Raw genomic sequence first — 11,922 nt, 5'->3', positions numbered from 1 at the left:
TCAGCCGACCATGCGGCGGATATGCGATGGCGGCGTGGCGCGCATCGACGTGACAGGGTTGGCGGGCAGGTGCCAGTACAGCCAGTGGATGGCGAAGGCCGGGTGCTTGTCCGTCTTGAGCCGGGAGATCCAGCGCGAGACGGCGATCCCGACCGCCATGCAGACCGCGAAGGCCAGCTTGCTGCCCGTCAGGTAGCCGATGAAGAACATCAGCAGGACCGGCACGGCGACGTCGATATCCCAGAAGCCCAATTTCCACTGGTCATCGAGGCGCCGCGGGATATAGGTGTCCGCTTGCATGGAGACCTCCGGGATGCGTGGAGTCCGGGGCTCAGATGACCGCGCCCATGATGGCGCCGGCGATCACCAAGCCGACCGCCCCGAAGATGGCCAGGCCGACGTAAAACAGCACAGGGCCAAAGTTGCGCAGCGCCGACAGCGAGATGAGCGCCACCACGAAGCCGACGAAGCCCACCAGCGCCTTGATGCCCGGGCCGAGGTCGGCGATCTGGGTCAGCGCGGAGGTGAGCGGCCCGGTGATGCCGGTGAAGGTGACGAGATCGAGCGCGTGGCTCGGGAACGCGATCGCCAGCCCGATGCAGGCGATGACCAGCAGGGCGAAGAAACCGGAGACCTTGCGTGCGTGGGTGCGCAGCGAATTCGGTGCGGGAGAGGGCAGGACGGCAGTGTTCATGGGAAGCTCCAACAAGAGGACGGACTAGGGACGGGTGGAATCGGGTATTGGTGCGGGTTTCGAGGGCGGGTCGGATGCAGGTTGGAGAGAACTCGGGATGGGTCTAGGCTCAGGCGGGACGTCGCTGTCCAGCCGGTAGCGGATCTCCACACGGCGGTTGCGCGCGCGGCCGGCCGCGCTGTCGTTGGCTTGCGCGTAGCAGCAGGCGCCTTGGGCGTCCACCCTGGCCACCGGCGCGATCCCGGGCGCCAGCACGAGCAGCTCTCGCAGCACCGCGTCGGCACGGGCTTTGGCAAGCCGTTCGTTCACAGCGGTCGGGCCAGTGCTGTCGGTCCGGCCGCTGACCTTGACCTGCCGGGCCTGGGCCAGTCGGGGCGCGAGTGCGCGCAAGGCCTGGTGCGCATCCGGGCCGAGCCGTGCGCTGGCAAAGGCGAACTGAATGTCGATCTGCTGGAGCGCGGCCTCTTCCTGGGGGCGGCCGGCCTGCGCGCGCGCATGACCACTTGTCTCGCGGTCGCTGGCGGAAGAGCCTTGCAGCGGGGTGGGCGGTGCGAGCGCACGGGCTGGCGGCGAAGCGAGGATCGGCAGTGTCTTCGGCGTGCGCTGGGGGCAGGCGTCCGTCCTGCATGTTTCGAACACGGCCTCCTGGCCGTAGCCGACCTGGGCCAGGCGCTGCGGCACCGGGCTGCTGGGCGCGGCAGGCGTAGGAGGGGGCGTGGCCGCGCAGCCAGCGATCAGCAGCGCTGCGCTGGCCAGCGCGCCGCGCATGGGAAGCCGGGGCAGGCGGTATGTCATGGCGCGACCCTCACGTTGACCAGAGGCGTCGCGCTCCGGCCGTGCGCTGGCGCCGGACCTCGCTGGCGATTGCCGGAGGAAACCGAGGGCAGGTGACGGTAGACGCGCCAGGCATAGGTGGCGCGGGCCCGCGTGCAGTCCTCCCCCTTGAGTTGGCTGCAGGCGGCGTTGTAGGCTCCCACCGCGTTCCAGGTCATGCCGTGGCGAGCGAAGCTGTCGGCCAGCAGCCAGGCACCGACGTGGAGGTTCACGCACGCGTCGTACAGATCGGCTTCGCGGATACCGAACCGGGCCAGCTTCGGCAGATGCCGGCTGTTGATCTGCATCAGGCCGATGTCGTAGCTGCCGGTGCGCTGCTGGTGTCCCCGGTTCACGGCACGGGGATTCAGATCCGATTCCGTCCGGGCCACGGCGTAGAGCAGCTCCGGCGCGATGCCATAGCGCTGCGCCGCCGCGTCCCAGCACGGGTCGGCCAGCAGGACGCCAGGCAGCATTGCGACGACGAAAGCGACGGCCACACGCATCGAAGACCCCCACAGGGTTCGGGACGGACCCGCCGGAAGGCGGGGCATGGGGTATGGACCAGCGGACTGGCCAGGGTCTTGGCGGGTGAGGCCGGCAGGTGCCGGTCAGGGTCGAAGCGGGTGGCGGCGCATCGCCGCAGGTTCAGCGCAGGCGCTGCAGTGACACGTGCGAAGCGGTGTGGCGCTCCACCATGTTGCATCGGGCCTGGAGCAGCACGGAGGCGCCCGTGCTCTCATCGAACTGGCACAGGGCCACGCAGGCCGTCGTCAGTTGGTCGAGCCCGAACTTCGGGTTCGGATGCCGGTTCGCTGGCGAGCATTGCAGGTCATGGAGCAGTTCGTACTGGGGCCGCCAGAGCGATTCACGCCGCCGCGGCGTGGTCGGGGAACGCATCACGAGGGCCGTGCCCAGGAACTCGAAGATCCGCTCCGCGGCATCGTCCCTGCTGAACACGAGGGCGACGCAGGCGCTCAGCAGATCCGGGAAGCGGAACGTCGGCGCGACGTTGTCCTCGCTGCGCAGCAGCGCGTAGAGCCAGTTGTGCTCTTCGATCCAGAGCCGGGTTTCGACAACCTCGCTCGGGTCGGGGGCAACGGCAGCCGGACGGGCCGGGTGACTGGTGCTGGGCGTGGTGGTGTACATGGCGTCCATCCTCGTGCGGTCGGTGTGGTGAACACGCTCATGAGCGCATGGACGAAGCGTAGGCGCGGGCCATGCGGGTGTCGCCTTGCAATGGACGACTTATGGGGGGTGTTTCGCCATCGACAGCCAGTGAACTGAAGGCCGGCGGGCTTGGGCAGGGCATTCAGGGTTGCGGAGAGAGCGATTCTGGTGCAAAATAAGTGCATATGAACTGCATGGAGTGACGCCATGAGCACCGTGCTGCAACAGCCTTTTGTCGAGCAGTTCCGTGAGCCGGACACGCCCTACCTGTCACCGGCCCGGATCGGGGAGTTCTTCGGCTTCCAGATCCAGGAACTGGCCGAGCGTGCCCACGTGCACCGCAATACGCCTACTGCCCGGCCGCAGGCGCCGCAGCTGCAGAAGTATCTGCAGGACATGGTGCGGGTTCTGGCGGTGGCCACCGAGATGACCGGCGACGAGAAGCGCGCCGCCTTCCTGTTGCGCAACGAACCGTTGCGCGCCTTCGGCTACAAGACGGCTGATGCGCTGGTTCAGGAAGGGCGGACCGATGACGTCATCGCCTATCTGGAATCCATCGCCGGCGGTGCCGCTGGATGATTCTGGACACGACTCTGGGCGAAGCCGAGGACGCCGCCTATTACCGCGTGATCGCCCCAACCTATGCCAGCACGCCGCTGTCCGGCATGGGTGCGGCGCGTCGGGGCGGTCGGTTCAACCGGCCCGGCCAGGAGGCGCTCTACCTGGCGATGGACGAAGTCACCGCGCTGGCCGAATACAAACAGGACAACCCTTGGCTGCCGCCGGGCACGATCTGCACGTTTCTTGCCCGGGGGCTACGGGTGGCCGATTTCAGCAGCGGCTTCGACCCGGAACGCTGGCCACCGCTGTGGGCTGATTTCGCGGTGGACTGGCGGGCCGAGTGGTTCGGCAAGGGCAATGAGCCGCCGACTTGGTATATGGCCGACGACGTGGTGGCTGCAGGATTGGATGGCATCTTGTTCCCGTCGCAGGCCCGCGCTGGAGGCACCAATCTCGTGGTGTATCGAAGCTCGGCCAGACTCACCGCCCAGTTGCGTGTTTACGACCCGAACGGTGCACTGCTGAGAATCGCCTCGCCCGGAAGCAGGTGACCCGAGCCAAGGCCGGGCTCGCCACTTCTAGGTTCCGGCTTCTTGTCCGCCGAAGGTGGGTAGTCCCTTCAGGACGGGTGCTTCCGCATCGAATAGCAGCCAGAGAATGCCGGCCTGTTCGGCAAGCTCGGAAATCACGTCCAGCTCGTGCTCTGCCGGAATGCGCTGGCGTGGCGCACCCACGTAGACCAGGCCGCCGAATTCAGTGGGGTAGGCATGCACGGACAACGCGTTACGTCGAAGCAGGGCCTGCGTCGCGGGACGTAGATGCGACGATGACAGCGAAACCAAAGGCTCCGCCAGTTCACGAAGACGTTCTGTGAGCACGGTGTCCATGTATGCGGGGCAAGTCCAGCTTTAACGGGAACGGTCCAGCCTTTAATGGAAAACGACACACAGTTTGGAGGGCGGTTCCATAGGGAATGTGGAAGATCATCCGTGGTGTGATTGGCATCATAAACCCACTATGTGGAAATGCCTATTACCTCACCCCGGTACGCCAACGACCCGGTGCTCGTTGCACTGGGCGAGGCCATCCGCCGCAGCCGACGCGTACGGGGAATTTCTCAGGAGGAACTCGCGCATCGCAGTGAGATTGACCGGTCCTACATGAGCAGCATTGAACGCGGTGGCCAGAATCCAGGGATTGTTTCCGTGGCGCGGATCGCGCGCGCGTTGGAGATGTCCGTGGCTGAACTGATGACCGAGGCTCAGTTGTAGCGCCAGCCTGCCCCCATTCTTTTCCCTATGCACGGCGATGAAAGTTCGCCACGGCCCGGCCAAGCAGCAGCGCCACCACGATCGGAGCGGCTGCCATGGTGGCGGGGTGCAGTTCCACGGGAACGACGCAGGCGATGACCGTCGCGCAGACGGAGATGATCAGCAGGGAGCACCATACGGCGAACATCTCGGGATCGTGCTGCAGGAATTCTTTGGATCGGATGACGCGCACCAAGCCCCCGTCGATACCGGCGACCAGCGCCAGGGGCAGCAGCCAGGGCAGCCACTGAAGGAGGGCTGAGAGCCGATAGCTCGCGAGCATGAGCAGCGCGTCCACGGATCGGAAATAGGCATTGTTGAACAAGCGCTGGTTGACCGAAGCCATCTCGCTGGACACGGCGCCGTTGAGCCCGGCGGAACGAGGCATGTCGCGCGCGGTTGGGATCGGGCTGGCCGACGCCGCGCCCGACTGCATCTGCATCGCGCGGTCCAGCATCCGGTAGGCGGGTTCGGCTCCCCAGAAGGCGACGGCCGCCTCATGCTCGCCGCGCAGTTGCTCGAGGAACCGTTCGGGCGGATGGGCCGAAGGGACGTAGAGCACGAGCACGAGCATCGCGACGAGCGAGACAATGGAGGCGCCGCGGATCATGACCGGGCGCCCCGGCCGCGCGAGGCAGGCCCGAGATCGGGGTCGATGATCGGAAAGCGTCCCTTGATGATGCGCCCGCCCGAGACCGATGCGAAGAATTGCAGATTCGGCAACTTGCCGAGGATGTCGGCGGGGACCAGTTCCTCGAAACTCTCGGTGAGTTGGGTCGAATAGCTCGAGGAGAAGTCTCCGAGGTGGGCATCGGCGCCGTGGCTCAGGCCCACACGCACCGTGTGGATGGCGGTCTTGCCGAATGTCTCCACCACGAAGTCCTGGGTCGGGCGGTCCTTGGTGCGTAGCGCGATCAAGTTGTTCAGGTTGCCCAGCGCCATGCGCGCAGCGTCTTCGCTGCCCAGGCGCCGGGCCAGGTCGGCCAGGGTCTGCATCGCGCAGGTGGCGAAGATGCCGCCCTCGGCGCCCTTGTTGAGGATCTCGATCAACGGCTGGTTGATCACATTCGAGACTTCATCAACAAACAGAGAGATGCGCCGGTATTGCCCCAGGTTGTATCTCATCCCCGCACGCGCGGCTTGGTCGGCCAGCGCCAGTGCGCCGATGGCGCTGGCCACTGACGGGTCGGGCAGCGAGTCCAGGCACATGTAGAGGACATGTCCGCCTCGCTCGACCTTCTCGAAGTTCATGATGGGGCGCTGGTCGCTGGCATCGAAGGGGTCCGGCGAGAGGCTGCGCCCCAGATCGCCCGACGTCAGCATGGACAGGATGGGCAGGAGGTTTGCGGTGATCTTCTGGTAGTGTTCCCGGTTGTGCCTGTAGGTACGCACCTGGGCGTCGATCACCTTGTTGCGCTGGTTCTGCGCGACGTGGTGCTCGTAGTAGGCGACGAAGGCCATCAAGTCGGCGCTGGCCGCCTCTGACGGGCGACGCATGTTGCCCTTGTGCGTGTCGTGCAGCAGCTTGCGCATGTCGGGCAGGTCGCGCCAGCCGTTGCCGAGCAGGTTCTCATAGAAGCGGCGCAGCGACGCTTCCAGCACGGGCTCGATACCGCCTTCGATGTAGGCAGTCAGCTTGCGCAGGTTCGGCCGCTCCTCGAGTTCCACCAGGCCCTGCACCACGACGTTCACGGCGTCCCACCCGAACGCGCTGAAGGCCCCGGCGGTATCGGGCGGCATGATCGCCTGGATGCGCGAGGCGATCTCGGTGGGTTTCTGCCAGTTGAAGGTGAAGTCCAGCCGCACGCCGCGCTCGGGGAAGGCTGGGTGGAACTCCATGAAGGTATCCGGCTCCCTGTAGTCCGCGCAGGCACGCTCGACGATCCGTTTGAGCCGCCGGCTGTTCTTCGGGTCGATGACGATGACCACGTCGCCGCGGCGAACGGCCTGCGTGATGAGGTTGGCCAGCGCGACACCCTTGCCCGACTGGGTGGTTCCAACCAAGAGCGTCCCGCCTTCAAAGTTCTGCAGCGGGCGGCGCAGCGGGTGCTCGATGGGCTCGACGCCGTGGATGTAGGGCAGGCCGATCTCGGCGTCGGGCTGGGCGTCGTGGCCCTGACCCAGCGCGTGCTGCAGCCAGGGCGGTACGGCGAACTCTCGATAGTCCACTTTCGAAAGCTCGTAGAGACGCTGCGCGTGCACCGGCTGCCACTCGAAGCCGAAGCCCAGGAACACTTCGGATGGATTGCTGCTCAGGCGAGCGAGGTCCTCGGGACTGATGACCTGGATGCGACGCCCGCCCAGCGAGCTGCGCAGACGCAGCACGCGCACAGCCTGGCCGATCCGGTGCAGCGCCATGGTCGCGCAGCCGGTCGCGAGCGCCAGCGCCGGCAAGGACGGGATGCTCCCGGTGGCGGCAACGCCGGCGAAGTAGGCGGCTGTCGACAGCCATGCCAAGCCCGCATGGGCCTCGAAGGCAGGCCGCCAGGGCATCTCGTAGCGCCGTACCAGCATGTCAGTGCCCTCGGCGCTGCGCGGTAGCCGGCACGTGGGCGGTGACACTGGCCGGTGCGAAAAGCGACTGATCCAGCCCTTCCACATGCGCTGGCGCGAGGATCAGGCCGATCACGGATTCATCGCGGATCTGGCGTGACACCGTGGGCGGGCCGCCGGCGGCAGCGCGCCGCAGCATCTTGGTGTCCTCCAGCGCCCGAATGGCGATGCCCGGTTGGACGCCACGGCGCTCAAACTCCGCCAGTGGAACGAAGACGCCCTCCGCCACAGTGCAGACGTCTGATGCACTTGCTGCGTCGTTGAGCGTTGCGACCGCTTCCGCGAGCGCGTGCCGAACGGACGGGTTCAGGCGCATCGGCGCCCTCAGGCTGAGGGTCGCTACAGGCGGGCCGGGTGGTTTGACTGGGTCGGCGGGTTCCAGGGCGCTGGGGGGTTCCGTGCCTGCCGCGCCGTCGAGAAGGGACAGCTGCTGCGCCGGGGAGATGGCATGGGTTGTTGTCTGCGGCGCTTCCGTCGATGCTGCTGCAGGCGTGGGCGTGGGCGTGGGCGTGGGCGTGGGCGTAGTCTGCGGCCCGGGGGGCGCGGGGGTGGGAGGAACCGTGGAGGGGAGATCAGTCGAGGGAGCGATCAGCTTTCCCTGAAGCGCGGGAGGCATCGGGTCGAGGCCGGTCAGGATGATCGCAGGCGTGGACAGCTTCACCGCTTCGAGCGGTGTCTTGGCTCCGGGAGGCAGGATCGGCCAGGTCTGCCGCGTGGCGTCCGGTGCGACGAAGACCGCGGCCTCGAGCAGCAGGTCGAGCAGCGTGTGCGGGGACTTTGGAATACCGGCAAGCTGGTCGCTCTCCAAAAGCGACAGCACATCCTCGGCGGCACCGGGCCAGACGAGAAACAATCCCTCGGGGCCGAACCAGACACGGCTTTTCTCGCGGTTGGGAGTCCACGCGGAGTGGCCTGCGGCCAGCCGGCGCAGGGCGTCCACCAGGTAGCGCTCCAGGTGCGAGCCGTACTGCGGTGTGCCGTAGCGATCCGCGCTGGCCAGCAGGTTACGGTCGATCACGAGCGCCATCGACCGCCGCACGAGTTCGTCAAGCACGTTGTGCTCGCGGTATTGCGGCACCCCCCCGATACTGGCCATGAGCTGAGGCAGGATGATCGCGTTGCCCTCACCGAGCGACTGCAGCACTTCGGCCGGGATCACGTGGGGCAGAGCGAACAGGCCAAGCCCGCGCGACTCCTGCGCATTGGGGCGCCAGCGCACGAAGTAGCGGTCGGCGTGCTGCTGCGCGAGCCAGTCGGTCAGGCCGCCCAGGAAGGCGGGCCATTCCTCGCCATCCGCAGTGGTGACGATCAGATGGCTGAGCACGCGGTGCAGTTCGCAGCACAGGCCGCCGATGTAGGTGGCGATGCGCCAGCGCGGCTCCAACTCTCGGCGTTCCGTGATGGTAGCGCGGCCCGAGAAGATGTGGGCGTCCGTGCCCTGAAGGCTGAAGAAGGCGGTCTCCAGGCCGAGCTGGAGCAGCCCGCCCGGGGTGTGGAAGTAGTTGTTGGCGGTAGCGGGGAGCAGATGCACGAAGCCGGCGTAGCCGCGCACCAGCGGCATCAGTTCGCGCTCGAAGGTTGGGCGGTCGGCGCCAAAGCACAGCTTGGTCCGGTTGAGCAAATGCTCATGGTTTGCCAGGATGGCCGGCAGCGGCAGCGCCTCGAACCCCGGGTCCGAGGACGCATAACGACCGGCGTCGGTGCCTGAGAGCGAAGCGGCGGCCATTGCAAGGTCTCCCTGCCCGGTAGGGCGTCTGGAGCCTTCATTGTTCGGGCGTGCTCAGGTTTTCGCCGCTGGAAATTCGAACGATGTCGGGGGGATTTCGGCATCGGCGCCAGGCGGCGCTTCGATGAGCTGCATCCATACCAGAACATCTTGGGGATAGGCTGGCGGTGTACCGGGGAATGATGTCGCGAGCCGGGGATGGCGCCCATTCCGGTCGATGAGGCGGCAGAAGGGGCAACTGCGGTCCATTGCGACTTCGGCACCGATCGCATCGAGGTACTCGCTGCCGCACCGGGGGCACCTCAACACCTGGAAGCTGGCGGACCTCGCGATCCATCTTCCGTCCGTGTTCGCTGCCAGATCGAAGGCACGGTCGAAACTGATGCGATAGGGAGGCTGGTAAACCGACTGATAGTAGCGGTAGGCCGAAATCAAGGCCTCGGGTGCAGCGAACCCCATGAGGCGCAAGCGATGGAAATTGGCTGCAACGAGCGACGCTTCGGTTTGGTCGAAAAGATTGGCCCTGTGATACCACTCGCGCGTATCGGGGGCACGTCCCCGTGGCGGTTCTTTGTCCGCGAACAGCAGATGCAGTAATTCACGCGGGCGCAAGCCGGTGAGATGGTGGATCGTGCGAATGCGGGCTCCCAGCGTGGCGCAGATGTGAGCCAGTTCCAGCGCCCGCACGCGATGGTCAATGCGGGATGGCTTTGACATGGCTACGACTGCCCGATGGCTGGAAGGCTCGGCGGGTGTGCCGCTGCCAGGGTGCCGACCAGCGCGGGATGCGCGTCGATCAGCTGCACCAGGTCGCTGCGTGGGATGAACAGGGATGTCTGCCCGACCGCATGGACCAGGGTCCACAATCCCTCGGGCGTGATGGTGAGCAGTCGCTCGGCTTGTTCCGCGTTCAGGCAGAACTTGCGGCAGGTTTCAACCTTGTCGCGCTCTGCGCCCAGGCGGATTGCGTAGAGCATTCGCAGGTTCGTGGCTTGCACATCGGATAGCAGCAGGTGGCACATGATCGTCTCCTTGACGATTCCCGGCAGGGGTATCAGTGGTGATTCACGGGTTCCTCGATCTCGGACTGGCTGGGTTTAAGGCTAATGACAGCATATGCTCAGGAAACGTGCTCGGAGGGTCAGAAACTGCTGCTAGTGTCGTTGCCACCCGAAACGACCCGGATTCCCAGGTGTTATCGAAAATGAGCACATCCGGTAACAGAAGTAGCGGTAGAACACCAGCTTTCCCTGTACACGAGGAAAGATTCATGCCCTCGAAAAGCTCTCTCCCGACCAGCGCACAGAAGCGCATGGTCCGGTCTCGCCAAATGGCAACTGGCGATGCCCGACGAAAAGTGGTCTGCCCCCTGAAAAGTGGTCCTCCCTGAAGTAGGCTATTGAGCCGTAGGAGGACGTTGGAATGCCCCAGAAGAAGCACAAACCCGAAGAGATCGTGGCGAAGCTGCGCCAAGTCGATGTTCTGTTGTCGCAAGGTCGTTCTGTCGGAGAAGCGGTCCGTTTGATCGGCGTGACGCAGTTTACGTATTACCGGTGGCGCAAGGAGTTCGGTGGCCTGAAGGGTGACCAGGTGAAGCGGCTGAAGGAGCTCGAGAAAGAGAATGACCGGCTGCGCAAGGCGGTCTCGGACCTGACACTCGAGAAGCTGATCCTGAAAGAGGCTGCTTCGGGAAACTTCTGAGCCCCGCTCGCCGTCGCCGTTGCGTCGATCGTGTCATGGCGAAGTTCTCCGTCTCGGAGCGGTTTGCCTGCAAGGTTCTCGGCCAGCATCGTTCGACCCAGCGCAAAAAGCCGCAAGGCCGGCCCGATGAAGAGGCGTTGACCTCCGACATCATCCGGCTCGCTTCCCGCTATGGCCGTTATGGCTATCGCAGGATCACGGCGATGCTGCGGTCTGAAGGCTGGACGGTGAACGCCAAGCGTGTCGAACGGATCTGGCGGCGGGAGGGGCTGAAGGTTCCCCAGAAGCAACCGAAGAAGGGGCGGCTCTGGTTGAATGACGGATCGTGCATCCGGCTTCGACCCGAGCATCCAAACCATGTCTGGTCCTATGACTTCGTCGAGGGTCGGACCCACGATGGCAGGAGATTCCGCATGCTCAACATCATCGACGAGTTCACCAGGGAATGCCTTGCAATCCGCATCGATCGCAAGCTCAACTCGACCGACGTCATCGACGCCCTGTCGGACCTGTTCATCCTGCGTGGTGTGCCCGGCCATGTCCGTTCCGACAACGGCCCGGAGTTCATCGCCAAGGCTGTACGGGAGTGGATCGTAGCCGTCGGCGCAAAGACAGCGTTCATCGAACCTGGAAGCCCTTGGGAGAACGGCTACTGCGAGAGCTTCAACTCGAAGCTCCGCGACGAACTGCTCGACGGTGAGATCTTCTACAGCCTCGCCGAGGCCAAGATCATCATCGAAGCCTGGCGGCGGTACTACAACACCGAGAGGCCACACTCGTCGCTTGGATACAAGCCACCGGCACCCGAGGCCATCATCTGGCCTGCGCCAGCAAGCGGAGCAGCACCGTCATCTGCCCAGGCAATAGCCCCAAGGCCGATCATGAACTAAGATTGAAACCGGACCACCCTATGGGGTCAGGCCAGTTGGGCGCAAGTCCATGCTTATGATCAGTCTATTGCTCATGGGTGTGCCCACAGTGCTAATTGGGCTGACACCTAGGGAACCTCTGAACAAGTCCAACGAACCTGTCAGAATATAAGTTATTGAAAACAGTCCGATCCGAGTGAACCCGATGAGCCAGTTGAGTTTTTCCGAAGCCGAGTACGTTGGCAAACGCAAGAAAACGCGCCGTGAGAAGTTTCTGGCCAAGATGGAGCGTGCGGTGCCGTGGAAGCTCTTTGCCGATCTGGTCGATCCGCATTACCCCAAACCGGGCATCGGTCGTCCACCGTATCCGCTGGAAACGATGCTGCGCATCTACTTCATGCAACTGTGGTTTTCGCTGTCGGACCCGGCCATGGAAGAGACGCTGTACGACAGCTTTTCGATGCGCCAGTTTGCCAAACTGCCTGGAGGTCGTGTGCCGGACGAGACCACCATTTTGAACTTCCG

Annotated in this window: 16 protein-coding genes; 5 read left to right on the top strand and 11 right to left on the bottom strand. The window is 64.9% G+C overall.

From position 1 onward, the window contains the following. The 5 genes from traL to C1I89_RS06265 form a co-directional block, all read right to left on the bottom strand. On the bottom strand, positions 1-300 hold the full coding sequence (traL, locus tag C1I89_RS06285) for a type IV conjugative transfer system protein TraL (protein ID WP_102771944.1): 300 nt from the start codon (positions 298-300) through the stop codon (positions 1-3). Positions 301-331: 31 nt separating this feature from the next. Next, positions 332-694 carry a hypothetical protein gene (locus C1I89_RS06280; protein ID WP_102771943.1) on the bottom strand — a complete coding sequence of 121 codons (363 nt, stop codon included), beginning with the start codon at positions 692-694 and terminating at the stop codon, positions 332-334. Positions 695-718: 24 nt separating this feature from the next. Further along, positions 719-1,489 (bottom strand): OmpA family protein, encoded by a 771-nt coding sequence (locus tag C1I89_RS06275; protein ID WP_102771942.1) that lies wholly within the window; start codon positions 1,487-1,489, stop codon positions 719-721. Next, a complete protein-coding gene (locus tag C1I89_RS06270) occupies positions 1,486-2,013 on the bottom strand; it encodes a lytic transglycosylase domain-containing protein (protein WP_102771941.1) in 528 nt (175 codons plus the stop codon). The genes C1I89_RS06275 and C1I89_RS06270 overlap by 4 nt, the downstream gene beginning before the upstream one ends. 142 nt (positions 2,014-2,155) lie before the next feature. Beyond that, positions 2,156-2,656 (bottom strand): hypothetical protein, encoded by a 501-nt coding sequence (locus tag C1I89_RS06265; RefSeq protein ID WP_102772811.1) that lies wholly within the window; start codon positions 2,654-2,656, stop codon positions 2,156-2,158. Positions 2,657-2,884: 228 nt separating this feature from the next. On the opposite strand from C1I89_RS06265, the gene C1I89_RS06260 reads away from it, so the two are divergent. Next, complete coding sequence (locus C1I89_RS06260; RefSeq protein WP_102771940.1) at positions 2,885-3,256, top strand: MbcA/ParS/Xre antitoxin family protein; 372 nt, start codon at positions 2,885-2,887, stop codon at positions 3,254-3,256. Further along, the gene (locus C1I89_RS06255) at positions 3,253-3,789 is read left to right on the top strand and encodes an RES family NAD+ phosphorylase (protein ID WP_102771939.1); all 537 of its coding nucleotides are present in this window, start codon (positions 3,253-3,255) and stop codon (positions 3,787-3,789) included. The genes C1I89_RS06260 and C1I89_RS06255 overlap by 4 nt, the downstream gene beginning before the upstream one ends. Positions 3,790-3,816: 27 nt before the next feature. Here the strand turns inward: C1I89_RS06255 and C1I89_RS06250 are convergent, their stop codons facing one another. Continuing rightward, positions 3,817-4,125 (bottom strand): hypothetical protein, encoded by a 309-nt coding sequence (locus tag C1I89_RS06250; RefSeq protein ID WP_102771938.1) that lies wholly within the window; start codon positions 4,123-4,125, stop codon positions 3,817-3,819. A gap of 138 nt (positions 4,126-4,263) precedes the next feature. Between C1I89_RS06250 and C1I89_RS06245 the strand changes: the two genes are divergently transcribed. After that, positions 4,264-4,509 carry a helix-turn-helix domain-containing protein gene (locus C1I89_RS06245; RefSeq protein WP_102771937.1) on the top strand — a complete coding sequence of 82 codons (246 nt, stop codon included), beginning with the start codon at positions 4,264-4,266 and terminating at the stop codon, positions 4,507-4,509. A 25-nt stretch (positions 4,510-4,534) separates the two neighbouring features. On the opposite strand, the gene C1I89_RS06240 is transcribed toward C1I89_RS06245, so the two are convergent. Genes C1I89_RS06240 through C1I89_RS06220 form a run of 5 tightly spaced genes read right to left on the bottom strand, consistent with a single transcriptional unit; the run spans position 4,535 to position 9,849 of the window. Continuing rightward, a complete protein-coding gene (locus C1I89_RS06240) occupies positions 4,535-5,158 on the bottom strand; it encodes a DUF4400 domain-containing protein (protein ID WP_102771936.1) in 624 nt (207 codons plus the stop codon). Beyond that, the gene (gene traD, locus C1I89_RS06235) at positions 5,155-7,062 is read right to left on the bottom strand and encodes a conjugative transfer system coupling protein TraD (RefSeq protein WP_102771935.1); all 1,908 of its coding nucleotides are present in this window, start codon (positions 7,060-7,062) and stop codon (positions 5,155-5,157) included. The genes C1I89_RS06240 and traD overlap by 4 nt, the downstream gene beginning before the upstream one ends. Before the next feature lies 1 nt (position 7,063). Next, positions 7,064-8,827, bottom strand: a complete 1,764-nt coding sequence (gene mobH, locus C1I89_RS06230) for a MobH family relaxase (protein ID WP_102771934.1) — start codon at positions 8,825-8,827, stop codon at positions 7,064-7,066. Between the two features lie 54 nt (positions 8,828-8,881). After that, positions 8,882-9,544 carry a FlhC family transcriptional regulator gene (locus C1I89_RS06225; RefSeq protein ID WP_102771933.1) on the bottom strand — a complete coding sequence of 221 codons (663 nt, stop codon included), beginning with the start codon at positions 9,542-9,544 and terminating at the stop codon, positions 8,882-8,884. A 2-nt stretch (positions 9,545-9,546) separates the two neighbouring features. Then, a complete protein-coding gene (locus C1I89_RS06220; protein WP_102771932.1) occupies positions 9,547-9,849 on the bottom strand; it encodes a hypothetical protein in 303 nt (100 codons plus the stop codon). A gap of 400 nt (positions 9,850-10,249) precedes the next feature. Here C1I89_RS06220 and C1I89_RS06215 point away from each other — a divergent pair. Both C1I89_RS06215 and C1I89_RS06210 read left to right on the top strand, forming a co-directional pair. Further along, a protein-coding gene (locus C1I89_RS06215; RefSeq protein ID WP_102770881.1) for an IS3 family transposase occupies positions 10,250-11,418 on the top strand; the annotation gives its coding sequence in 2 pieces (ribosomal slippage) (positions 10,250-10,514 and positions 10,514-11,418; 1,170 coding nt in all). Positions 11,419-11,602: 184 nt separating this feature from the next. After that, a partial coding sequence (locus tag C1I89_RS06210) for a transposase (protein WP_146196892.1) occupies positions 11,603-11,922 on the top strand: 320 nt, incomplete at its 3' end.

Source organism: Achromobacter pulmonis (assembly GCF_002885955.2).
GTDB lineage: Bacteria > Pseudomonadota > Gammaproteobacteria > Burkholderiales > Burkholderiaceae_B > Achromobacter > Achromobacter pulmonis_A.
Note: the sequence above shows the minus strand (reverse complement) of the source record. Positions and strands in the feature narration are given on the sequence as shown.